This window comes from Mesorhizobium sp. M0239 (assembly GCF_040321815.1).
GTDB lineage: Bacteria > Pseudomonadota > Alphaproteobacteria > Rhizobiales > Rhizobiaceae > Mesorhizobium.
Genome location: NZ_JAMYSG010000001.1, coordinates 186,362 through 210,750, shown reverse-complemented (window position 1 = coordinate 210,750; position 24,389 = coordinate 186,362). Strand labels below are relative to the sequence as shown.

20 protein-coding genes are annotated in these 24,389 nt (G+C 63.0%); 16 read left to right on the top strand and 4 right to left on the bottom strand.

Features of this window, described 5'->3' with window-relative positions; genetic code table 11:
• Window positions 1-29 precede the first annotated feature (29 nt).
• The gene (locus tag NKI99_RS00970; protein ID WP_023808732.1) at window positions 30-1,163 is read right to left on the bottom strand and encodes an aminomethyl transferase family protein; all 1,134 of its coding nucleotides are present in this window, start codon (window positions 1,161-1,163) and stop codon (window positions 30-32) included.
• Between the two features lie 286 nt (window positions 1,164-1,449).
• Between NKI99_RS00970 and NKI99_RS00965 the strand changes: the two genes are divergently transcribed.
• The 16 genes from NKI99_RS00965 (at window position 1,450) to NKI99_RS00890 (ending at window position 19,027) form a co-directional block, all read left to right on the top strand.
• On the top strand, window positions 1,450-1,737 hold the full coding sequence (locus tag NKI99_RS00965) for a hypothetical protein (RefSeq protein ID WP_023808733.1): 288 nt from the start codon (window positions 1,450-1,452) through the stop codon (window positions 1,735-1,737).
• A 12-nt stretch (window positions 1,738-1,749) separates the two neighbouring features.
• On the top strand, window positions 1,750-2,127 hold the full coding sequence (locus tag NKI99_RS00960; RefSeq protein WP_023808734.1) for a hypothetical protein: 378 nt from the start codon (window positions 1,750-1,752) through the stop codon (window positions 2,125-2,127).
• Between the two features lie 36 nt (window positions 2,128-2,163).
• Window positions 2,164-2,325: a hypothetical protein gene (locus NKI99_RS00955; RefSeq protein WP_013532900.1), complete on the top strand. Its 162-nt coding sequence runs from the start codon at window positions 2,164-2,166 to the stop codon at window positions 2,323-2,325.
• A 14-nt stretch (window positions 2,326-2,339) separates the two neighbouring features.
• Complete coding sequence (locus NKI99_RS00950; RefSeq protein ID WP_023808735.1) at window positions 2,340-3,743, top strand: APC family permease; 1,404 nt, start codon at window positions 2,340-2,342, stop codon at window positions 3,741-3,743.
• Window positions 3,744-3,788: 45 nt separating this feature from the next.
• Window positions 3,789-4,478 carry a hypothetical protein gene (locus tag NKI99_RS00945; RefSeq protein ID WP_023808736.1) on the top strand — a complete coding sequence of 230 codons (690 nt, stop codon included), beginning with the start codon at window positions 3,789-3,791 and terminating at the stop codon, window positions 4,476-4,478.
• Entirely contained in the window at window positions 4,475-4,798 is a 324-nt protein-coding gene (locus NKI99_RS00940; RefSeq protein ID WP_352440033.1) for a hypothetical protein, read from the top strand. Before NKI99_RS00945 ends, NKI99_RS00940 begins: the two co-directional genes overlap by 4 nt.
• 103 nt (window positions 4,799-4,901) lie before the next feature.
• Complete coding sequence (locus NKI99_RS00935) at window positions 4,902-5,798, top strand: class II glutamine amidotransferase (protein WP_023808738.1); 897 nt, start codon at window positions 4,902-4,904, stop codon at window positions 5,796-5,798.
• Between the two features lie 4 nt (window positions 5,799-5,802).
• Window positions 5,803-6,528 carry a GltB/FmdC/FwdC-like GXGXG domain-containing protein gene (locus NKI99_RS00930; protein WP_023808739.1) on the top strand — a complete coding sequence of 242 codons (726 nt, stop codon included), beginning with the start codon at window positions 5,803-5,805 and terminating at the stop codon, window positions 6,526-6,528.
• 6 nt (window positions 6,529-6,534) lie between these two features.
• On the top strand, window positions 6,535-7,863 hold the full coding sequence (locus NKI99_RS00925; RefSeq protein ID WP_023808740.1) for an FMN-binding glutamate synthase family protein: 1,329 nt from the start codon (window positions 6,535-6,537) through the stop codon (window positions 7,861-7,863).
• Window positions 7,864-7,925: 62 nt separating this feature from the next.
• Window positions 7,926-9,233 (top strand): type III glutamate--ammonia ligase, encoded by a 1,308-nt coding sequence (gene glnT / locus NKI99_RS00920; RefSeq protein ID WP_352440034.1) that lies wholly within the window; start codon window positions 7,926-7,928, stop codon window positions 9,231-9,233.
• A 36-nt stretch (window positions 9,234-9,269) separates the two neighbouring features.
• On the top strand, window positions 9,270-10,523 hold the full coding sequence (locus NKI99_RS00915; protein ID WP_352609378.1) for a sarcosine oxidase subunit beta family protein: 1,254 nt from the start codon (window positions 9,270-9,272) through the stop codon (window positions 10,521-10,523).
• 17 nt (window positions 10,524-10,540) lie between these two features.
• A complete protein-coding gene (locus NKI99_RS00910) occupies window positions 10,541-10,816 on the top strand; it encodes a sarcosine oxidase subunit delta (RefSeq protein ID WP_128302428.1) in 276 nt (91 codons plus the stop codon).
• Window positions 10,816-13,797: a sarcosine oxidase subunit alpha gene (locus NKI99_RS00905; protein ID WP_128302427.1), complete on the top strand. Its 2,982-nt coding sequence runs from the start codon at window positions 10,816-10,818 to the stop codon at window positions 13,795-13,797. The genes NKI99_RS00910 and NKI99_RS00905 overlap by 1 nt, the downstream gene beginning before the upstream one ends.
• Window positions 13,790-14,419 (top strand): sarcosine oxidase subunit gamma, encoded by a 630-nt coding sequence (locus NKI99_RS00900; protein WP_023808744.1) that lies wholly within the window; start codon window positions 13,790-13,792, stop codon window positions 14,417-14,419. The genes NKI99_RS00905 and NKI99_RS00900 overlap by 8 nt, the downstream gene beginning before the upstream one ends.
• A gap of 142 nt (window positions 14,420-14,561) precedes the next feature.
• Window positions 14,562-16,931: a trimethylamine N-oxide demethylase gene (locus NKI99_RS00895; protein WP_352609376.1), complete on the top strand. Its 2,370-nt coding sequence runs from the start codon at window positions 14,562-14,564 to the stop codon at window positions 16,929-16,931.
• 386 nt (window positions 16,932-17,317) lie between these two features.
• Entirely contained in the window at window positions 17,318-19,027 is a 1,710-nt protein-coding gene (locus NKI99_RS00890) for a trimethylamine N-oxide permease (RefSeq protein ID WP_352609374.1), read from the top strand.
• 67 nt (window positions 19,028-19,094) lie between these two features.
• On the opposite strand, the gene NKI99_RS00885 is transcribed toward NKI99_RS00890, so the two are convergent.
• The 3 genes from NKI99_RS00885 to NKI99_RS00875 form a co-directional block, all read right to left on the bottom strand.
• A complete protein-coding gene (locus tag NKI99_RS00885) occupies window positions 19,095-22,241 on the bottom strand; it encodes an efflux RND transporter permease subunit (protein WP_352609372.1) in 3,147 nt (1,048 codons plus the stop codon).
• Window positions 22,242-22,440: 199 nt separating this feature from the next.
• Window positions 22,441-23,586: an efflux RND transporter periplasmic adaptor subunit gene (locus NKI99_RS00880; protein ID WP_352609370.1), complete on the bottom strand. Its 1,146-nt coding sequence runs from the start codon at window positions 23,584-23,586 to the stop codon at window positions 22,441-22,443.
• Between the two features lie 56 nt (window positions 23,587-23,642).
• Window positions 23,643-24,248, bottom strand: coding sequence for a TetR/AcrR family transcriptional regulator (locus NKI99_RS00875; protein WP_352609368.1), 606 nt, complete (start codon window positions 24,246-24,248; stop codon window positions 23,643-23,645).
• Window positions 24,249-24,389: the final 141 nt, after the last annotated feature.

The following is a 24,389-nucleotide window of genomic DNA, read 5'->3' as shown; positions in this document are numbered from 1 at the left end:
GCCTCGAACCCCTCGCCGTTGACTATGCCTCAACCTTTCGCGGTGCGCTTGGTCTTCTTGGGATCGTCGAATGGCAGTGGCTGCGCCGTCGCCTTGATGGCACCGCTCTTGTTGCGGATTTCGAGCTTGGTGTCCTTGACCGCGCAGTCGACGTCGAGTCGGGCGATGCCCATCGATTTCTCGACCAGCGGCGAATACATGGCGCAGGTCACCACGCCGACCTTTTTGCCGTCGCGATAGACCGGCGCGCCTTCATCGGCCGGCTCCTTACCGTCGAGCAGGACGCCATAGATCTTGAAGCGCTCCTTGCCCTTCAGACGATAGTGCTCCTCGGCACCGCGAAAGCCGGTCTTGCCAGGGCTGACGGTGAAGTCGAGGCCGAGTTCCCAAAGCGTGTCGCCTGGGCCTTCGTTCTCAAACGGATATTTTTGGGAGTTGTCATAGGGGTAGAAGAGCAGATAACTTTCGACGCGCAGCATGTCGAGCGTGGTGAAGCGGCACGGAATGATGCCGGCGCTCTTGCCCTCGTCGAGGATCCTGTCCCAGATCGTGCCGGCATCCTGGCCGCGGCAGAAGATCTCGTAGCCGCGCTCGCCGGTATAGCCGGTGCGCGAGATCATCACCGGAAGACCGAACAGCTGCGTCTGCATGTGATGGAAATAGTTGAGGTCGCGAATACCCGGCACGTGCTTGGCCAGATAGTCGACCGCTGTCGGACCCTGCAGCGACAGATCGTGCAGATTGTCGTCGAAGCGCAGCGAGACGTCGCGTCCTACCGAAGCACGCTGCAACTCCTCATGGCCGGTGCCCGAACCATGCACGACCATCCATGCATTGGGGCCGGTGCGGTAGAGGATGCAATCGTCGGTGAATTTCCCCGCCTCGTTCAGCATGCAGGCATAGGCCGACTTGCCGGGATAGATCTTTTCGACATCGCGCGTCGTCGCCAGGTCGATCAGGTGTGAGGCATGCGGCCCGGTGATATGGACCTTCTTGAGGCCGGAGACATCCATCAGACCAGCCTTGGTGCGGATGGCGATGTACTCCTCGTCGGCATCCTTGTCGTAGGTCCAGGCGGTTCCCATGCCGCTCCAGTCTTCGAGCTTCGAACCGAGCGCGCGATGGCGATCCGCCAGGGTCGAAAATCTCCAGGATGCCGTCATCCGCTCGTCCTCCGTTTCGATAATGCTCTGCTGTTCCCTGCCCCCTGCGCAGCGGCGGGAGCTTTGGCCGAATATTGATCGCAAACCTCCGGGCGCCGCAATACCCATAAGCAATTAATTTCATTCTCAGGCAAAATCCGTTGCGCCAAGCAAACGGTTAACCCCGCGTAAATCGCGCTTGACAATTGCGGGATTCAGACAGAACTTATGAAAAAAATTTCACTCTGTTGAAAGAGGACGGCGGACGGGAGATTCGGAACCGGACGGCGGAAAAGGGGAGAAACCGATGTCAGACATGCAGCAGCGCATCGAAGCGCTGTACCGTTCCGACCTGCGCGGAGCCGCGCTCCTGATCGTCTGCCTGTGGGCGACGATCCTCTTCGTCCTCCTCATGACATGGCCCTACATCCCGCACAGCGGCATCAAGGCCGTCGTCGCGATCGCCGCCGCCGCCGTGCTGATCTTCAACACCGCGGCCATCCTGGCGATGGTCAAGCACTACAAGGAAGACAAGGAATTCATTTACGGGCTCGACATCAAGAACGCCGACGCGTTCAGCAACCGCAAGTCCTGAGGGGTAGAAGAGATGTCCCGCTACACGCCGCCGGAGCAAAGCAAGGCCGGGCAGGTTTTCGACATCGCCGTCGTCGTCGTCGCCATTTTCGTGGCACTGTGGCTACCGCTCAAGCTGGGCCTCGCCGGCGCGGCGAAATCCATCGACGCGCTCGACGCCAAGACCTGGGAAGCGCTAGGCCAGAACCCGACCATGGCGTCTATCTGGGAAAAGCTCGGCTATACGCCCGAGACCGCGCACGACATCATCCAGAACCGCTTCCACTATGTCATCGACTGGCCGACGCTGATCATCATGGCGGCGGTGCTGATCGGTTATTTCATCTTCCTGTTTCGTGCATCAGACCGCGAATACCGCGACGTCATCAACGAAAAATTCGACGACAAGTAAGAGTTCTGAGGACGATCTAATTCGGGGGACACGATCATGTGGGTGGCACTCTCTTACGCATGCTGGGGCATCTCGATCGTGCTCGCTTTGTGGATGCTCTACGACTGGTTCAAGGTCGACACGACCTTCTCCGAAGAGGTGCTGACCTCCTCGCGCGAAGGCGAACTGGAAGCCACTTCCGAAAAACACCGGATCTGAGTGAGGATTGAACAATGACGATCGCACTTGAACCGGCTGCCCCGGCTGCCCAAGGGGACAGAGTTTCACTCCTGCGCGTGCTCGGACCGGCCCATGTCTGGGCGCTCGGCGTCGGCATCGTCCTGGTCGGCGAATTCACCGGCTGGAATTTCTCGGCCGACAAGGGTGGCGCACTGGCCGCGCTGATCGTCTGCTGGGTCGTGGGATTGCTCTACACCTCGGTCGCCATGATCGATTCCGAGGTGACATCGACCGTGGCCGCCGCCGGCGGCCAGTATGCGCAGGCAAAGCACATCGTCGGACCGCTGATGGCGTTCAACGTCGCGCTGTTCCTGGTCTTTGCCTACACCATGCTCGAAGTGTCCGACGCCATCCTGCTCGGCGACACCATCGTCGCCAAGGCCGGCGTCGAAGGGCTCACCCACAATTCCTTCATCGCCGCGACCATCGTCGTGCTGGCGTGGCTGAACTATCGCGGCGTGCTGATGACGCTCAACGTCAACTTCGTCATCACAGCAGTCGCCTATATCTCGATTGTCATCCTGTTCTTTTCGGTCAGCCCGTGGACGCAAGGCGCCGTGCTGAAGCTGAACGAGTTGGTCACTCCCGGCAATGCGCTCCCCTATGGCTGGATCGGCGTCATCGCCGCCTTCCAGTTCGGCATCTGGTACTATCTCGGCATCGAGGGCACCACACAGGCCGCCGAGGAAGTGCGCTCGCCGGCCCGCTCGCTGCCTTACGGCACCATGGCCGGCATGATCACGCTTTTGATCGCAGCCGCCATGACCTGGTATGTCTGCGCCTCGATGATGCCATGGGAATATCTCGGCATCACCTATTATCCGCTGTGGGACGCCGGCAAACTGACTGGCAGCCCGCTGCTCGAGAACCTGTTGTTCGTCGCCACGCTGCTTGCTGCAATGGCCTCCGCCAATGGCTGCATCAACGATGCGGCGCGCGCCTGGTTCTCGCTCGGCCGCGACCGCTATCTGCCGACATGGTTCTCGGCCGTGCATCCGAGATATCGCACGCCCTATCGTTCGATCCTGTTCCTGCTGCCGATCGCGCTGGCCTTCGCCTTCATCGCCGACCTCAACCAGGCGATCACCTTCTCGATCCTGTCGGGCGTGCTGCAATATACCTTCATGAGCATCAACATCATCATGTTCCGCAAGAAGTGGCCGCTGGGCTCGATCCGGCGCGGCTACACGCACCCCTTCCACCCGATCCCGGCCATCGTGCTGTTTTGCCTGTGCGTGGTGACCTTCTTCGCCATCTTCCTCGGCTTCGGCTCGCAGCTGATCGCCATGGTCGCCTTCTATTTCCTGATCTCGCTGTGGTTCCATTTCTATCGCTACAAATTCGTGCGGCGCGGCGACCAATTCACCATGCCGTGGCCAAAGCCGCAGGGTTATTGATGGGAGTAGGCCCGTCCATAGCCTGGGCGGGCCTGGCATGAGAAAATGTCCGAGGTGACATCAGCACTGCTGGCCGGGGCCATTGTCCTAGCTGTCGTCCTCCACCTTGCCTGGCAGGCGCGTGCCAGCCACAGCAGGGCGTCGATGGCGCTCGCCGTCGAGCAGGGCCGCATCCGCACAGTCATCGCCGACGCTGCCAATGTTTCGGATGGCACCGCCGGCGTCATCACCTGGGAAGGATCCTGGAACGGCAAACGTGTCCAGGTGCGCACCATCGTCGATACGCTGGCGACGCGAAAACTGCCGGCGCGCTGGCTCAGTGTTTCGATCACCGAAGAGGTCGCGGTGCCGGCGACGTTCGACATGATGATGCGGCCGGGATCGCCGACGACCTTCTCCAATTTCGATCATCTCGAGCACACGCTGCCGAAGAGCTCAGCATTTCCGGCTGAGGCCGTGTTGCGGACCGATCGCAGGGGCGTCCACTTCCCACTGGAGACCATCGCCGGCCACCTCGGGATTTTTTCCGAAGGGCGCGCCAAGGAACTGCTGATCACCCCGAAAGGGGTACGCATCGTGTGGCTGCTGGCCGAAGCCGAACGGGCGCGTTATGGCGTCTTTCGGCAGGCCGAATTCGGCGACGCCACACTCGATCCCGCGCTGATCGAAAGACTGCTGGTGTCGGTGTCGGCGCTTCGCGACGCCATCAACAAAAGCGAACGGCAGGCCGCATGACCATTCCCACCACTGCACCCACCAACCCCTATCTGGTTCTCGGCGCCGCAATCGTGTTGCCGGGAAGCGGGCATGTCATTCTCGGCGTGCCGGTGCGCGGCCTGCAGTTCCTTTTCTTCATGGTGATCCTGGCATGGGTGACGGCCAAGATCGCACCGTCGGATGCCAGCTTTGTCGGCCGTCACGCCGGCGGCTTCCTGATCTATGCCTTGTCGATTCTCGACGCCTACAAGATCGCTCGCATCCGCACCGCGAAATGGGTTCACAATGCCCGGCGAGACGGCGACAGTGCGCAGAGCGGCATTGAGCCGCATAGGTAACTAGAGGAATATTTTTTTCATACGATTGAATTTGTGCAACTCATTCGATACATCCTCTCTTAGCTACAAACGATCTCTTAGCTACAAACATCGGGAGGCTGACATGTGTGGAATTGTCGGACTGTTTTTGAAGGACAAGTCGCTGGAGCCCCAGCTTGGCGCGATGCTGTCGCAGATGCTGATCTCGCTCAGCGATCGCGGTCCCGACAGCGCCGGCATTGCCATCTATGGCGCGCCTTCCAAAAATGAGGCCAAGATCACCATTCAGTCGGCCAAGCCGGACCGCGATTTCCGCGGCCTCGAGGCGGAGCTCGCCAAGGCCATCGGCACCCCGGTGACGATCGCGGTGAAATCCACCCATGCGGTCGTCAGGACCACGCCCGCCAAGATCGATGAAGCGCGCGAAACCATCCAGACGCTGCGCCCCGACATCCGCATCATGGGCGCCGGCGACGTTGTCGAGATCTACAAGGAAGTTGGCCTGCCCGAGGCGGTCGTCGATCGCTTCGATGTCCGCAAGATGACCGGCACGCATGGCATTGGCCACACCCGGATGGCGACGGAATCGGCTGTGACGACAATGGGCGCGCATCCGTTCTCGACCGGCGCCGACCAGTGCCTTGTGCACAATGGCTCGCTGTCGAACCACAACAATGTCCGCCGCGAGTTGATCCGCGAAGGCATGAAATTCGAGACCGAGAACGACACTGAAGTGGCCGCCGCCTATCTCTCGTCGCAGATGGCGCATGGCAAGAATCTCGGCGAAGCGCTGGAAGGCACGCTCTCCGACCTCGACGGCTTCTTCACCTTCGTCGTCGGCACCAAGAACGGCTTTGGCGTGGTGCGCGATCCGATCGCCTGCAAGCCCGCCGTGATGGCCGAGACCGACCAGTATGTCGCCTTCGGCTCGGAATATCGCGCGCTGACCAAACTGCCTGGCATAGACAATGCGAGGGTCTGGGAACCCGAACCCGCAACCGTCTATTTCTGGGAGCATTGAATTCATGCCGGCAACCACGCTTTCAAAGACGGCAGCACACGACCCTCGGGTCTTCGATCTCGACCAATTGTCGCTGCGTGAACTCAACCAGGCGCTGCACAATCTGGCTCCCGGCTCGAACGAAACGGCATGGGAAGTGCTGAACCCGAAAGGCAGCCATTCGGTCGCCGTCGGCGTCGACCAGCCTGTTGCCATCGATGTGCGCGGCAGCGTCGGCTATTATTGCGGCGGCATGAATTCCGGCAGCACCATCACCGTGCACGGCTCGGCGGGTCCCGGCGTCGGCGAGAACATGATGTCGGGCTCGATCACCATCAAAGGCGACGCCAGCCAGTATGCCGGCGCCACCGGCAAGGGCGGCCTGCTGGTCATCGAAGGCAATGCGTCGTCGCGCTGCGGCATTTCGATGAAGGGCATCGACATCGTCGTGCACGGCAATATCGGCCACATGTCGGCCTTCATGGCGCAGTCGGGCAATCTGGTGGTGCTGGGCGATGCCGGCGACGCGCTGGGCGATTCCATCTACGAGGCGCGTCTCTTCGTGCGCGGCAAGGTCGACAGCCTGGGTGCCGACTGTATCGCCAAGGAGATGCGGGCCGAGCATCTGGAATTGCTGCAAGGCCTGCTCGACCGTGCCGGCGTCACCGGCGTCAAGCCGTCGGAGTTCAAGCGCTACGGCTCGGCGCGCACGCTCTACAATTTCAATATCGACAACGCCGACGCGTATTGAGGCAGCATGACCTATCGCAACCCGCCGACGACGCCGCGCAAATCCGCGACCTTCGACGACTATACGCTTTCCGAGATCCGCCGTGCGGCGGCGACCGGCATCTATGACATCCGTGGCGCCGGCGCCAAGCGCAAGCTGCCGCATTTCGACGACCTCCTGTTCCTCGGCGCCTCGATCTCGCGTTATCCGCTCGAAGGCTATCGCGAACGCTGCGACACATCGGTCGTGCTGGGTTCACGCCATGCCAAGAAGCCGATCGAGCTGAAGATCCCGATCACCATCGCCGGCATGAGCTTCGGTTCGCTGTCGGGGCCCGCCAAGGAAGCGCTCGGGCGCGGCGCCACACTGTCGGGCACCTCGACCACCACCGGCGATGGCGGCATGACCGAGGAAGAGCGCGGCCATTCCAAGCAGCTGGTCTATCAATACCTGCCGTCGCGCTATGGCATGAACCTGCGCGATCTGCGCCGTGCCGATGCGATCGAAGTCGTCGTCGGCCAGGGCGCCAAGCCGGGTGGCGGCGGCATGCTGCTTGGCCAGAAGATTTCCGACCGCGTCGCCGAAATGCGCACGCTGCCGAAGGGCATCGACCAGCGCTCGGCCTCGCGCCATCCGGACTGGACGGGTCCCGACGATCTCGAGATCAAGATCCTCGAATTGCGCGAAATCACAGACTGGGAAAAGCCGATCTACGTCAAGGTCGGCGGTGCCCGGCCCTACTATGACACGGCGCTTGCCGTGAAGGCCGGCGCCGATGTCGTCGTCGTCGACGGCATGCAGGGCGGCACCGCCGCGACACAGGAGGTGTTCATCGAAAATGTCGGCATGCCGACGCTTGCCTGCATCAGGCCGGCGGTGCAGGCGCTGCAGGATCTCGGCATGCACCGCAAGGTGCAGTTGATCGTCTCCGGCGGCATCCGCAACGGCGCCGATGTCGCCAAGGCGCTGGCGCTCGGCGTCGACGCGGTCTCGATCGGCACGGCCGCCCTTGTCGCGCTCGGCGACAACGATCCCCGCTGGGAGGCGGAGTATAACGAGCTCGGCACCACGGCCGGCGCCTATGACGACTGGCACGAGGGGCGCGACCCCGCAGGCATCACCACGCAGGACCCCGAACTGATGAAGCGGGTCGACCCGGTGGCCGCCGGACGCCGGCTGGCGAACTACCTCAAGGTGATGACGCTGGAAGCGCAGACCATCGCCCGTGCCTGCGGCAAGAACAGCCTGCACAATCTGGAACCCGAGGACCTCGTCGCGCTGACGATCGAGGCAGCCGCCATGGCCGGCGTACCGCTGGCCGGCACCAACTGGATACCGGGGAAGAACGGCTTCTAATCAATGAAGGGCCGAAGCCCACACGCTCTGGGGCCACAATCGACAAAAAATGGGGAACTTCCGTGACAGTTGATCTTGCTGAATTCGCAAGGGCGAAAAACGTCAAATATTTCATGATTTCCTACACTGACCTGTTCAGTGGCCAGCGTGCCAAGCTGGTGCCGGCGCAAGCCATCGCCGACATGCAGAAGGATGGCGCCGGCTTTGCCGGTTTCGCCACCTGGCTTGATCTGACGCCAGCGCATCCCGACATGCTGGCGGTTCCGGATCCGGATTCGGTGATCCAGCTGCCGTGGAAGCCTGAGGTCGCCTGGGTCGCGGCCAACTGCATCATGGACGACAAGGAGGTCGACCAGGCGCCGCGCAACACGCTGAAGCGGCTGATCGCGGAGGCCGCCAGCGACGGCATGCATGTCAAGACCGGCGTCGAGGCCGAGTTCTTCCTGATCTCGCCGGACGGCAAGACGATTTCCGACGAATACGACACGGCCTCAAAGCCCTGCTACGACCAGCAAGCTGTGATGCGCCGCTATGACGTCATCGCCGAGATCTGCGACCACATGCTGGCGCTCGGCTGGGGCGCCTACCAGAACGACCACGAGGATGCCAACGGCCAATTCGAGATGAACTGGGCCTTCGACGACGCGCTGGCGACCGCCGACAAGCACTCGTTCTTCAAATTCATGGTCAAGTCGATCGCCGAGAAGCACGGCCTGCGCGCGACGTTCATGCCCAAACCCTTCCAGGGCCTGACCGGCAATGGCTGCCATGCCCATATCTCGGTCTGGGACAAATCGGGCAAGACCAACGTCTTCGCCGACAATGCGATGGAGCTTGGCCTGTCGGCCAAGGGCCGGAATTTCCTCGGCGGCATCATGAAGCATGCTTCCGCGCTTGCCGCGATCACCAACCCGACGGTCAATTCCTACAAGCGCATCAATGCGCCGCGCACCATTTCGGGCGCCACCTGGGCGCCGAACACGGTGACCTGGACCGGCAACAACCGCACCCACATGGTGCGCGTGCCCGGCCCCGGCCGCTTCGAACTGCGGCTGCCGGATGGTGCTGCCAACCCTTATCTGCTGCAGGCGGTTATCATCGCCGCCGGCCTCGACGGCATCCGCTCGAAGGCAGATCCCGGCAAGCGCTACGACATCGACATGTACCAGCATGGGCACACGGTGAAGGGCGCGCCAAAACTGCCGCTCAATCTGCTCGACGCGCTGCGCGAGTTCGACAAGGACAAATCGCTCAAGGCGGCGCTGGGTGAGGAATTCTCGTCGGCCTACCTAAAGCTGAAGCACCAGGAATGGAATTCCTATGCTTCGCACTTCACGCAATGGGAGCGCGACCACACGCTGGATATCTGACCACCAGCGCGGTGCGAGCGACCTCGGAATGAACTGATGAAATATTCTATCTTCTCGCTCGCCCGCGCCGCCCTGTCCGGCCACAAGAACTGGCAGCGTACCTGGCGTGACGCCACGCCGAAGGACCATTACGACGTGGTGATCATCGGCGGCGGCGGCCACGGGCTGGCAACCGCCTGGTTCCTGGCCAGCGAGTATGGCATCAGAAACGTCGCCGTGCTCGAAAAAGGCTGGATCGGCTCCGGCAATGCCGGCCGCAACACCACCATCATCCGCTCCAATTACGGCCTGCCAGGCAATACCGGCTTTTACGAATTGTCGATGAAGCTGTGGGAGCGGATGGAGCAGGACCTCAACTACAATGCAATGGTCAGCCAGCGCGGCGTCATCAACCTCTACCACTCCGACGCACAGCGCGACGCTTATGCGCGGCGCGGCAACACCATGCGCATCAACGGCATCGACGCCGAACTGCTCGACCTCGCTGCCGTCAAGAAGATGATACCGTTCCTGAACTTCGACAATGCGCGCTTTCCGGTACAAGGCGGGCTGTTGCAGCGACGCGGCGGCACGGCGCGACACGATGCCGTGGTCTGGGGCTATGCGCATGCGGCGAGCGAACTCGGCGTCGACATCATCCAGAATTGCGAAGTCACCGGCTTCGTCAGGGACGCCAATGGCAAGGTGACCGGCGTCGAGACGTCGCGCGGCAAGATCGGCGCCGGCAAGGTCGGTATGGCTGTTGCCGGAAGTTCGTCGCGCGTCGCGGCGATGGCCGGCCTGCGCCTGCCCATCGAAAGCCATGTGCTGCAGGCCTTCGTCTCCGAGGCGATCAAGCCGCTCATCCCTGGTGTCATGACCTTCGGCGCCGGCCATTTCTATGTCAGCCAGTCCGACAAGGGCGGGCTGGTGTTCGGCGGCGACATAGACGGCTACAATTCCTACGCCCAGCGCGGCAACATGCCTGTGATGGAGGACGTCTGCGAGGGCGGCATGGCGCTGATGCCGATGATCGGCCGCGTGCGTCTGCTGCGCCAGTGGGGCGGCATCATGGACATGTCGATGGACGGTTCGCCGATCATCGACAAGACGCCGGTCGACGGGCTCTATCTCAACGCCGGCTGGTGCTATGGCGGCTTCAAGGCGACGCCTGGCTCCGGCTTCGTCTTTGCCCATCTTCTGGCGCGCGACGAATCGCACGAAGAGGCCGCACGGTTCCGCCTCGACCGGTTTCGGACCGGCGCCATGATCGACGAAAAGGGCCAGGGCGCCCAACCGAACCTGCATTGAAGGCGGTTTAGAAGAAAATGCGCATTGTCTGTCCCTTCTGCGGCGAACGCGAACTCGGCGAGTTCACCTATCTCGGCGACGCCAAGCCTGTGCGGCCCGAAGCCGGCGCCTCGGAAGACGAGGTCTTCGACTATGTCTATCTGCGCGACAATGTCGCCGGACAGACCAGCGAACACTGGTACCATGGCGGCGGCTGCCGGGCCTGGCTGAAAGTCACCCGCAACTCGCTGACGCACGAGATTTCGTCGGTCGAACCGGCGGCGGGTGCCGGCGCCGCGAAAGTCGGTGCGTGATGGCCGGCGCGCAGACACACCGGCTCGGCAATCGCGGTCTCATCGACCGCTCGGCGCCGCTGAACTTCCGTTTCGACGGCAAGGCTTTCTCCGGCTTCCAGGGCGATACGCTCGCCTCGGCGCTGATCGCCAATGGCGTCAAGCTGGTCGGCCGCTCGTTCAAATACCATCGCCCGCGCGGCATTCTCACCGCCGGTTCGGAAGAACCCAACGCGCTGGTCGAGCTGCGCACCGGCGCACGGCGCGAGCCGAACACCAAGGCGACGACAGCCGAACTCTATGAAGGGCTGGAAGCCGCCAGCCAGAACCGCTGGCCATCGCTGCGCCACGATGTGATGTCGGTGAACCAGCTGTTCGCGCCGATCTTCGTTGCCGGCTTCTACTACAAGACCTTCATGTGGCCGGCGAAATTCTGGGAAGCGATCTACGAGCCGGCGATCCGTCGCGCCGCCGGCCTTGGCCGCGCCGCAGGCGTCGCCGATCCGGACCACTACGACAAGGCATGGGCGCATTGCGATGTGCTGATCGCCGGCTCCGGCCCGGCCGGTCTGGCCGCGGCATTGGCAGCCGGCCGCGCTGGTGCCCGCGTCATCCTGTGCGAAGAGGATTTTGTCCCCGGCGGCCGCCTGCTGTCGGATGGCGGCACGATCGATGGTGTGCCGGCAGCCGAATGGCTGTCGCGGACGCTGACTGAACTGGCTGATATGCCGGACGTCCGCATCATGACCCGCACGGCACTATTCGGCGTCTACGATGGCGGTACCTATGGCGCGATCGAGCGGGTCAACGACCACCTGCCCTCGCCGCCTCAGCATCAGGTGCGCCAGCGGCTGTGGCGGATCGTGGCCAAGCGTTGCGTTGTCGCGGCCGGCGCCATCGAACGGCCGATCGTGTTTGCCGGCAACGACACGCCCGGTGTGATGATGGCGTCCGCCATGCGCACCTATGTCGCGCGCTATGCGGCGACACCGGCCAAACGCATCGCGCTGTTCACCAACAATGAGGATGGCTGGCGCACGGTCGAGACTGCACTCGGTGCCGGCCTACAGATCGCGGCGGTCATCGATGCACGGTCCGAAGTGTCGCCGGCGCATCGTTCGCTGGCCTCCAAGGGCGGCTTCCCGGTGCTGCATGGTTCCGTCAGTGGCGTCGATGGCGGCAAGGATGGCGTCAGGAAAATCGCGGTGTCGCTCACCGGCGGCGCGCGCGCCGAGGTCGAAGCGGACGGGCTCGCCGTTTCCGGCGGCTGGAACCCGGCGGTCGGGCTGACCTCCTTCCATCGCGGTCGGCCAGCGTGGCGTGACGACATCTCCGCCTTCGTGCCCGACGGCGCGCCTCCCGGCATGGTCGCCGCCGGCGCCGCCAATGGCGATTTCGGCCTCGGCGCCTGCCTGAGCCAGGGATTTGCCGCCGGCGCGGCAGCGGCGCGTGACACGGGACATGGCGGCACAGTGGGTACCGCGCCTTCCGCCGACGACGAGGCATTCTCGCTGACGCCGCTCTGGCACGTCGCCGGCAAGGGCAAGGCTTTTGTCGATTACCAGCACGACGTCACCGCCTCTGACATCGAACTGGCGCAACGCGAAGGCTTTGAATCCGTCGAACACCTGAAGCGCTACACGACGCTCGGCATGGCCACCGACCAGGGCAAGACCTCGAATGTCGCCGGCCTTGCCATCATGGCCGCGGTCAGCGGCCGTTCGATCCCCGAGACCGGCACGACGATCTACCGGCCGCCTTACGTGCCGGTCGCCATCGGCGCCTTCGCCGGCCATCACCGCGACGAGACGTTCCATGCGACGCGGCTGACGCCGTCGCACCACTGGGCCGTGGAACAAGGTGCTGTCTTCGTCGACACCGGCCTGTGGAAACGCGCGCAATGGTACCCGCGCGCCGGCGAGAAGGACTGGCTGGAATCGGTGACCCGCGAGGTCAAGGCGGTGCGCGGTGGCGTCGGCTTCTGCGATGTCTCGACGCTCGGCAAGATCGACGTGCACGGCCCCGATGCCGGCGCCTTCCTGGATCGCGTCTACATCAACACCTTCTCCAGCCTCGCAGTTGGCAAGGCGCGCTATGGGCTGATGCTGCGCGAGGACGGCATCGTCTATGACGATGGCACGACATCGCGGCTGGCCGAGGACCATTATTTCCTGACCACCACCACGGCCAAGGCCGGGCTGGTGATGCAGCATCTCGAATTCTGCCGCCAGGTGCTGTTCCCGGAGCTCGACGTGCAGCTCACTTCCGTCTCCGACCAGTGGGCGCAATTCTCGATCGCCGGGCCGAAGACACGCGACCTGCTGAGGGAAATCGTCGATCCGACCGAGGACCTTTCCAACGAAGGCTTTCCATTCATGGGCGCGCGCGAAGTAGCACTTCGCGGGGGCCTGAGGGCAAGGCTGTTCCGCATCTCGTTCTCAGGCGAGATGGCTTTCGAGATTTCGGTGCCGGCGCGCTTTGGCGATGCCATGGCGCGCAATTTGATGCTGGCCGGAGCGCCATTCGGCGTGACGCCTTACGGCACCGAGGCGCTCGGTGTCATGCGCGTTGAAAAGGGTCACGTCGCCGGACCGGAACTGAGCGGCACGACGACAGCCGCCGATCTTGGCCTCGGCAAAATGATGTCGACCAAGAAGGATTTCATCGGCCGCGTGATGGCCGGACGCGAGGCACTGATCGCCCCGGATCGCCAGGTCGTGGTCGGCATCAAGCCGACCGACAAGGGCCGCCGCTTGCGCTCTGGCGCGCACATCATCCCGAAGGGTCAGACGCCCGGCCCCGGCAACGACCAGGGCTATGTCACCTCGGTCTGCTTCTCGCCGACGTTGGATCAGTGGATCGGGCTCGCGCTTGTCGAACGCGGCCGCGAGCGCATCGGCGAGATCGTCCACGCGCATGATCCATTGCGCGGCGAAGACTACGATGTCGAACTCTGCAATCCCGTCTTCTACGATCCGGATGGAGGGCGTCAGCGTGGTTGATTTTTCCTGGACTCCCCGCAGTCCGCTTGAAAAAGCGCTTGTCACCGGTGCGCATGGTGCACGCGGTATCGAGGCTGGCGTCTCGCTGACCGAGGTTCGCAATTTTGATCCGATCCAGGTGATGGCGCGGCGCGGCAAAGGAGCCGAACTGGCAAAGGCGACTAGGACCCGCTTCGGCATCGCGGCACCGGATGCGCCGAAGGCGGTACAAACTCCGGATGCCACGCTGATCTGGTCGGGGCCGGATCAGTTCTTGATCCTGTCGAAAAGTGGCAAGCACACGATGTGGACGCTGGCGCCGGCATTCACCGGTCCCGCTTCGCTATCGGACCAGTCGCATGCACGCGCGTTGATCAGCGTTTCCGGAATCCAGGCGCGCGCCATGCTCGCCAAGCTGTCGTCGATCGACCTGCATGCCGCCTCGTTTCCGATTGGTGCCGCTGCTGCGACGTCGATGGACCACACCAGCGTCACGCTCTGGCGCGGGAATGATCGGCCGGATGGCCTGGCGGTGTTCAACCTCCTGGTGTTCGCGACCTTTGCCGAAAGCCTTTGGCATACGATGCTCGACTCGGCTGCGGAGTACGGCGTTACGGTCAGCCATTCCGAGGATTTCGAATAGCGTTTGCGCGCGCCCCACCTTCTCCCTTGGGGGAGAAGGGAAGAAGTGCGCTTCGCCTTGCCAAACGCACGCGCACTGCTATTCTTACCGCTAAAATAATTTCACACACAGGCAAACTTGTTTCTCGAACCGCAAGGCTGAAATGAGCCAGTCGCCCTACCCCGCAATTGCTGCCGGACCGCCCCGGCCAAGCCTCATCCTGAGGCCCGGCCAGATCGCGCTGCCGCCGGGCATGGAGCGTTATACGATCCAGGGCAATGGCGCGGTGCTGATCGACATCGAGGCCGGCGACACGGTCACCGTGCGCAATGTCGAAGGCGGCCAGGCCTGCGAGTTGCTGGCCTGGGACAGGACCGGCGCGACCGATTCCGGCATTTTTGGTGAAACATCGAACAGCAATGCCGCCGGCATCAAGGCACTGCTCATGGAGGGTGACGACAGTCTCGCCTCGCTGCGGGGCGGGCTCGCGCGCCGGCAGGTGCAGCTTGACCATGCCAAGGCGGTGCGGGTATTCGGCGCCACTACGCCTGCCGGTACAGAACAAACATTCACGGTCACGCGTGACGGCTCAATGCTGATTGCGGCCCCCGGCGGGCCGATGCTGGTCGACGGTCACGACACGGCGACGCCGCTGACCGCCATCGTTCGCCGCGCCACGATCCGCCCGGCGGCGAAATCGCAGTTGGCGGACCCGCTGGCCGACCCGGTGCTCGATTTGCGTGTCCATTCGGCGACGGCGGAGGCCTATTTCGTCAAGGCCGGTGACTATCTGCAGATCATCGATGTCGACGGCCGCCAGTGCACCGACTTCCAGTGCTTTTCGGCGCGCAAGCTGGACAGGGGACTGGATCATCCGCTCGACGTGACGACAACGCGCACGCTGATGGGTGCGAGCTACCCGATGCCCGGCCTGCATTCCAAATACTATGACCAGGACATGGAGCCGCTGGTCGAGGTGGTGCAGGACACATGCGGTCGGCACGACGCCTTCGCGCTCGCCTGCGCCGCCAAATATTACGACGACATCGGCTATCCCGGCCACACCAACTGCTCTGAGAACTTTAATCGCGCGTTGTTGGACAAAGGCGTCACGCCCCGCGCCGGCTGGATGGCGATCAACTTCTTCTTCAACACCGCGATCGACGCGCATGGCGTCATGGTGTCCGACGAGCCGTGGTCGCGGGCAGGCGACTACGTGCTGCTGCGGGCGCTCACCGACATCGTCTGCGTTTCCTCCGCCTGCCCCGACGACACGACGCCGGCCAATGGCTGGAACCCGACCGACATCCATGTGCGGACCTATTCCGGCCAGCACAAATTCTCGCGAGCGATCGCCAGACGCATGACGCCCGATTCGGAACCGAAAATGACCCGCGAGACAGCTTTTCATTCGAGCTTTGCCAAGCACACCCGCAACTTCGGCGAGTACAGGGGCTATTGGCTGGCCAATTCCTTCGCCAAGGACGGGCCGATCGCCGAATACTGGGCCTGCCGGCAGGACGCGGTGATCATGGACCTGTCGCCGCTGCGCAAGTTCGAGGTTACCGGTCCGGATTCCGAAGCGCTGCTGCAATACACGCTGACCCGCGACGTCAAGAAGCTGGGCGTCGGCCAGGTGGTCTACTCGGCCATGTGCTACGAGCATGGCGGCATGGTCGACGACGGCACCCTGCTGCGGCTCGGCAAGGACAATTTCCGCTGGGTCGGCGGCGACGATCTGTCCGGCGAATGGCTGCGCGAGACGGCCGCCAAGCTGGGTCTCAACGTGCTGGTGCGCTCGTCGACCGACCAGATGCACAATGTCGCCGTGCAGGGTCCGAAGAGCCGCGACATCCTGCGAGAAGTGATCTGGACTTCGCCATTGCAGCCATCGATCGACGAACTCGAATGGTTCCGCTTCGCCGTCGCCCGCATTGGTGGCGGCAACGGCATTCCGGTCGTGGTCTCGCGCACCGGCTATACCGGCGAGCTCGGCTACGAGATCTGGTGCCATCCGCGCGACGCCGAAAAAGTGTTCGACGCCATCTGGGAAGCCGGCCAGCCGCATGGGCTGAAGCCGATGGGGCTGCAGGCTCTCGACATGGTGCGCATCGAGGCCGGGCTGATCTTCGCCGGCTACGAATTTTCCGACCAGACCGATCCGTTCGAGGCGGGTATCGGCTTCACCGTGCCGCTGAAGAGCAAGACCGACGATTTCATCGGCCGCGAGGCGCTGATCCGCCGCAAGGAGCACCCGCAGACGAAGCTGGTCGGCCTCGACATCGACGCCAATGTCGACGTCGGCCATGGCGATTGCGTACATGTCGGCCGCGCCCAGATCGGCGTGGTCACGTCGGGCATGCGTTCTCCGGTGCTGAACAAAACCATCGCGCTGGCCAGGCTCGATGTCACCCATTCGGCTGTCGGTACCGAGGTCGAGATCGGCAAGCTCGACGGCCATGCCAAGCGGCTGCCGGCGCGCGTCGTCGCCTTCGCCCACTACGATCCGCAAAAGACCAAACCACGCTCCTGACGCCCTTCCTCCCAAGACAGTGAGGCCGTGCTGGCAGTTCGTGATAGGAATTTTTTCTTGACCTGCTGAGGGCAGCTATGCTACATATTCGTCCATGGTGCTGATTCGCGCCGCGACCCGCCTCCGGCGGGTTTTTCATTTCCAGCCCCCTCGTCCTTTTCCGAAAAATCCGCCCGCGGCAGTGTCAAGCTGACATGTTTCGCAAGCGTGATGTGCACGGCGCGACAATTCGCTTGACCTGAAAGCGCGCCGGATCAATCTTCACTGTTAAGAAAAAAATACGACTGAGTGGAAACACCGGCAGTCGAACAATGCATGCGTCGGTGAAGCCTCGCGAAGCCGCGGCGGTCACGAACGGGGAACATCAAAATGGGGAACAAAGACATATGAGCACGATAGTGACTGTCCTGGAGCCGCTTGCCGAAGGCAAGTTGCACCGAAATATCGACTGGCGCGGCGCCTTCTGGGTGGCGAGCGGTGTGCCTGCCCTCGTCCTGTTCTCGATCGGCGGCATTGCCGGCACGACCGGCACGCTGGCCTTCGCGATCTGGATCTTCTCCATGATCATGGGCTTCCTGCAATCCTTCACCTATGCCGAAATCGCCGGACTGTTTCCGAACAAGTCGGGCGGCGCGTCGATCTACGGCGCCACCGCATGGCTGCGCTATTCCAAGTTCATCGCGCCGCTGTCGGTGTGGTGCAACTGGTTCGCCTGGTCGCCGGTGCTGTCGCTCGGCTGCTCGATCGCCGCCGCCTATATCCTCAACGCGTTGGCGCCGGTGCCGCTGTTCACCGAAACCTCGCCCGATGTCGTCGCCTATATCGCGGCGCATGCCGGGACGAGTGCCGCCGACGCCATCACGGCGGTGACCGCCGCGGCAACGCCGGTGATCCGCAACTGGACGCTCTACAGCCACACGCTGGGTCCGGTCTCGTTCACCCTCAACGCGACCTTCTTCATCGGTGCGGTGCTGATGCTGATCATCTTCGCCATCCAGCATCGCGGCATCCTCGGCACTGCCAACGTGCAGAAATATATCGGCCTGCTGGTCATCATCCCGATGTTGATCGTCGGCGTGGTGCCGATCATCACCGGCCAGATCAACTGGGCGAATTTTTCGCCGCTGGTGCCGCTGGCGGCCGCCTATGCGCCCGAACCCGGCGCCTGGAACATTGCCGGCTGGACGCTGGTGCTTGGCGGCATGTTCATCGCCGCTTGGTCGACCTACGGTTTCGAGACCGCCGTCTGCTACACCTCGGAGTTCAAGAACCCGGGCACCGACACGTTCAAGGCGATCTTCTATTCCGGCCTTTTGTGCATGCTGCTGTTCATCCTGGTGCCGTTCACCTTCCAGGGCGTGCTTGGCCTCAACGGCATGCTGGCGACACCGATCGTCGACGGCTCCGGTGTCGCCGACGCGCTGGCCGGCATGGTCGGCGGCGGCGCGCTGATCCACAGCCTCTTGGTGATGCTGATGATCCTGGCGCTGGTTCTGTGCATCATGACGGCGATGGCCGGCTCTTCGCGTACGCTCTACCAAGGCTCGGTCGACGGCTGGCTGCCGCGCTATCTCAGCCACGTCAACGAACATGGCGCGCCGACGCGGGCAATGTGGACCGATCTCTGTTTCAACCTGATCGTGCTGGCCATTGCCTCGGCCGACGCGACGAGCTTCTTCTTCATCCTCGCCGTGTCGAACTGCGGCTATATCATCTTCAACTTCCTCAACCTCAACGCCGGCTGGATCCACCGCATCGACAACGGCCATATCGCCCGGCCCTGGAAGGCGCCGAGCTGGTTGCTCGGCGTCGGCGCGATCTTCGCCTATGTCAACATGATCTTCATGGGCGCGGGCGCCAAGGTGTGGAACCCGATGGCGCTGTGGGCCGGCCTGATCACGGCGGCCCTGATCATCCCGGTGTTCTGCTTCCGCCACTATATCCAGGACAAGGGCAAATTCCCCGACCATATGCTGGCCGATCTCGGCATGACGGGGGCCGACCTCTCGGTCAAAAAGGCGGGCATACTGCCCTATCTGACCCTGGTCGCCGGCGTGGTGGTGATGCTGCTCGCCAACTGGTTCTTCGTCATCTGATCTCGTAAAAGTGAAAAGGATCGGGCGCGCTTCGGCGCGCCCGATCCTTTTCGACTGCGTGATCGATCTATTCGGCGGCCAGCGCCAGTTGCGGCTTTTCGGCTTCCTGACTCAGTTCCAGATCGTCCGTCCGTCCCTCCGCGCCGCGCTTCTTCGGCTCCCGGCCGAAGAACAGGGCGTAACCGGCCGGCAGGACCAGGATGGTCAGCACCGTGGCAACGAGGATGCCGCCCATCATGGCGTAGGCGAGCGGACCCCAGAAGACGCCGCGCGAGATCGGGATCAGCGCCAGCACCGCCGTCAGCGCCGTCAGCGTGATCGGCCGGAAACGGCGAACGGCCGAACCGATGATCGCCTCGTAGCGGTCCATGCCCGCGGCGATGTCCTGGTCGATCTGGTCGACCAGGATGATCGAGTTGCGCATAATGATGCCGAGCAGCGCGATGACGCCGAGAATGGCGACGAAGCCGAACGGCGCGCCGCTGATCAAGAGTGCCGCGGCAGCACCGATAATGCCAAGCGGACCGGTCGCCAGCACCAGCATCGCCTTGCCGAAGTTCTGCAGCTGGATCATCAAAAGCACGACGATGACGGCCAGCATGATCGGCGCCTTGGCGGCGATCGAAGCTTGGCTTTCCGCCGAATCCTCCGCACCGCCCTGGATCTCGACCTTGTAGCCGGGCGCCAATCCGTCACGCAGGCCCTGCATATCCTTGTACAGTTTGGTGACGACGTCATTGGACTGCACGCCGTCGGGCAGCGTTGCCCGCACACTGATGGTCGGCAGACGGTCGCGGCGCCACTCGATGCCTTGCTCCAGCACCGGCACCACCTTGGCAACCTGCGACAGCGGCACGAAGCCACCGAAGTCGGTCGGGATATAGACCGAGTCGACCGAGGACAGCAGGCTGCGGCTGGCATCCGGCTCGCGGGCGACGATGGACACCGTCTCCTCGCCGTCGCGGAAGTCGTCGAGCGGCGCGCCGGACATCGCCGCCTGCAGCATCTGGCGGATGCGCTGCGAGGTGACGCCGAGTGCGCGGGCACGATCCTGGTCGATGACCAGCTTCATCGCCGGAACCGGCTCCAGCCAGTCATCATGCACGGCGCCAAGCAGCGGATCCTCGCGGAACTTCGCCTTCACCTGGTCGGCGATGCGGCGCACCTCCTGGCGATCCGGCCCCATGACGCGCATCTGCACCGGCCAGCCGGTCGGCGGGCCGAGGAACAGACGATCGACTTTGGCACGGATGGATGGGAAGTCTTGCGCCAGGACGGTGCGCAACTTGACGATCAGCCGTTCGCGGGCCGGTTCGTCATTAGCCATGACGAGCAGCTGGGCGAAGTTGGGGTTGCTCAGCTGCTGGTCGAGCGGCAGGAAGAAGCGCGGCGCGCCTTCGCCGATATAGGTGGCGATGAAACGCTTGTCCTTGTCGTCCATCATCTTGGTTTCGAGCGCCTTGGCCTGCGCCTCGACTTCCTTGATGCTGGTGCCTTCCGGCAGCCAAAGGTCGACAAGGATTTCCGGCCGCGACGATTGCGGGAAGAAGTTCTGCGGAATGAACTGGAAAGCCCACAGGCTGGTGCCGAAGGTGACCAGCGTCATCACCAGGACGATGATGCGATGGCGCACGGCCCAGCTGACGGTAGCACGAAGCCGGCGGTAGAAACGTGTGTCGAAGACATCGTGATGGCTGCCGGCATGCTTGCGCTGCTTGAGGATCATGTTGCCGAGCCATGGCGTGAAATAGACCGCGACGAACCAGGAGACGATCAGCGCGATGCCGACGACATAGAACAGGGTGCGGACATATTCGCCGGCGGTCGAGGCCGCGAAGCCGACCGGAATGAAGCCGGCCGTGGTGATCAGCGTGCCGGTCAGCATCGGGAAGGCGGTCGAGGAATAGGCGAAGCTCGCCGCCTCGACCTTGACCATCCCCTCCTCCAGCTTGCGCTCCATCATCTCGACGACGATCATCGCGTCGTCGACCAGAAGACCGAGCGCGATGATCAGCGCGCCGAGCGAGATGCGCTGCAGGTCGATGCCGAGTTCGTACATGATGGCGAAGGTCGCAGCCAGCACCAGCGGGATGGCGATGGCGATGACCAGGCCGGAACGCCAGCCTATCGACAGGAACGAGACGACGAGCACGATCAGCAGCGCTTCGCCAAGCGCATGCATGAACTCGGCCACCGCATCGGTGACGACGCCCGGCTGGTCGGAGATCTGGTCGACCGCAACGCCGTAGGGCAGCGCCTCTTCGAAGCGCTTGTAGGTGGCCTCGACATCCTTGCCGACGTCGGTAACCTTGAAGCCCTTGGCCATGACGACGCCCAACTGCACGCTGTCGTGACCGTTGAAGCGGTATTTGCGCTGGAACGGATCTTCCAGCCCCGAGGTCACCGTGGCGATGTCGCCCAGCCTTGTGACCTGGCCGCCGGCGCGCAGGCGCAGGTTCCGGATATCCTCGACCTTGCCGACATCGCCCTCGACGGAGATGCGTACCGAGTTGGTGCCGGTATCGACGGAGCCGGCCGGGTCGACATTGTTCTGTCCCTTGATCGCATTCTGCAGATCGGTCAGCGTCAGGCCGCGTTCGGCCAGGGCCTTGGACGAGACGTCGATATAGAGCTTTTCCGGCTGGTCGCCGATGATGACGGCCTTCTCGACGCCGGGCGTCGTCAAAAGCATGTCGCGCGCCTGGATGGCGAACTTCTTCAGTTCGGGATAGCTGAAGCCGTCGCCGCTGATCGAATGCAAGGTGATGAAGGTGTCGCCGAACTCGTCGTTGAAATATGGCCCGAGCAGGCCCTGCGGCAGGTCGCCCTGGATATCGCCGACCTTCTTGCGCACCTGGTAGAAGGCGTCGGTCACCTCGGCGGTGTTGGTGTCGCCCTTGATCTGCACCGTGATGATGGCGCTGCCGGCGCGAGTGAAGGAGCGCACGAAATCGAGATGCGGCGTTTCCTGCAGCTTGCGTTCGATCTTGTTGACGACCTGGTCTTCCATCTCCTTGATCGAGGAGCCCGGCCAGATCGCCTGGACGACCATGATCCGGAAGGTGAAATCGGGATCTTCCTTCTGGCCCATACGCATCAGGCCGAGCGCGCCGGAAATGATGATCAGGCCGAACAGGAACCGCGCAATGGCGGGATGGCCGATTGCCCAGCGCGACAGGTTGAAGGGCCGCTTCTCTTCCGTGGAATTGGTCATCGACGCTGGTCCATCTATCTAGCGCAACAAAATCGAGGGTTCGTAGTGGCTTCCGGGCGGCAAGGCTCTCCGAGCGGAGAAGCACTCATCGCGGTGGGACGCGAAATCGATGTGGGGGTTACATCAATCGAGCGTCTCGGTCGGGCGCCTGCCGCCCGGAAACCAGCGACTGCGGGAACGCGCAGCCGGTTGTCTGTCGTCAGCGCACCTGCTTGGCGTCTGCCGCGGATGCCGATTGCAGCGCCGTCTCACCGGCGAGCTTCACCTTCAGGTTTTCGGTCATGAATTGCGTGCCGGCGGCGACCACGACATCGCCGGGTTTCAAACCCTCTGCGACACGCACGCCATCGGCGGCGAACTCGGCAACCTTGATCGGACGGGCATGAACGGTGTCGGCGCCACGATCGACGGTCCAGACGATCGATTGGGTGCCTTGCTCGGCCAGTGCGCTCAGCGGAATCGAGACCAGCTGCCGCTCATTGGCCGCCGAGGCTTCGATGCTGGCGGTCATGCCGAGCAGCACACGCGGATCGTTGGGCAGGCTGACGCGGACGGCAAAGGTGCGTGACTGCGGATCGGCGCTGCCGGCGACTTCGCGGACCTTGCCATCGAGCGCCAGCGCATCGTCGGACCAGAAGCCCGCCTTGACGGCCTTGCCCGGCTTGAATTCGGCGATTTCCATTTCGGGGACGGCGATCAGCACTTCCTTCTCGCCGTCGACGGCGACAGTGACAACCGGCGTGCCGGAACCGACCACCTGGCCGACGTCGGCGCTGACCGTGGTGACGATGCCATCCCTGTCGGCCTTGAGATCGGTATAACCGACCTGGTTCTTCGCCTGAGCAAGTGTCGAAAGGGCGGAATCACGGGTGGCGACCGCTTGGTCATAGGTCAAGGTCGCCTGTTCGAGTTGTGATTTCGGGGCAAAATTCTTGGCAAAAAGCTGCTCGGCACGCTTGCGGGCAAGCTCCACGGTCTCGACCTGCCGCTCGGCGGCATCGAGCGCTGCCTGCGCGCTCTTGACCGAAAGGTCGTAGTCAATGGGATCGATGCGGGCGAGCACATCGCCCGAGGCCACATGCTGGCCGATGTCGACGAGGCGCTCGGTGATCTTGCCATTGACGCGAAACGCCAGAGCGCTCTCGGTGCGGGCCCGCACCGACCCGGAATATGAGAGCATGCGGGTGTCATGCGCCTTCGCGATCTCGACAACCTTGACCGGGCGGATGATATCCTTGACTTCGGCTTTTTCCTGGCTGCAGCCGGCAAGCCCGAGAGTGGCGGTGACAAGCAGCACCGGGCCTACAGCCGGCAACCTGCTGATGATTGAACTGAACGAAGACACGCGCGTACTCCCGAAATGGAGATGAATCGTTGAAACCGGCGCCCGGCGGGCGGAGGCTACTTCAAGGCCTTGATTGCATAGTCGATGAGGTCGTGAGGCATTGCCCGGTTGGTCTTGGCAAGGCATTGCGCCACCATCTGCGGATGACACAGGATGACGGTCGCAGCGCCGAAGCAGCGCGACGCGGTCACCGGGTCCTGTTGTCTGAACTCACCGGCCTCGATCCCGTCGCGGATCACCTCCGCAAACAGGTCGTGGATGCTGTCGACATGCTTGTCGATCACCCCCCAATCCCGTTCGAGGGCGACGATGACCATCTCGTGGACCTTCTGGTCGTCGAGCATGACCTCCATCGTCATCTTGTATTGCGCATGCACGTAACGCCGGAGCCGCTCCTCGGCGCTGATCGGCAGGCGCGAAATCTCGTAGGCCATCTTGTAGCTCGCGCCGAGCATCCGGCCGCAGACGGCCTGGTGGATTTCGACCTTGGAGGCGAAGAAACGGTAGATGTTGGCCGGCGACATGCCGAGCTCACGCGCAACGTCGGCGACATTGGTCTTGCCGTAGCCATAGTGCCGGAACAGGCGCTCGGCGCAATCAAGAATGCGCGTTACATTTTCCTGTCGGGCGGCTTCGGCGACTATGGTGGTGGCTTCGGACATGATCCACTGTCAATTTACGAGTGACGAATTTCGATTTTCATCACTCGTAAATTGAAAAGAGCGACCTGTCAACGCGGATTCGATGTACGCGTACGAATGGTGACAGATGGTGACAGTGACCGACGAAAGTCGCGGAGGCTT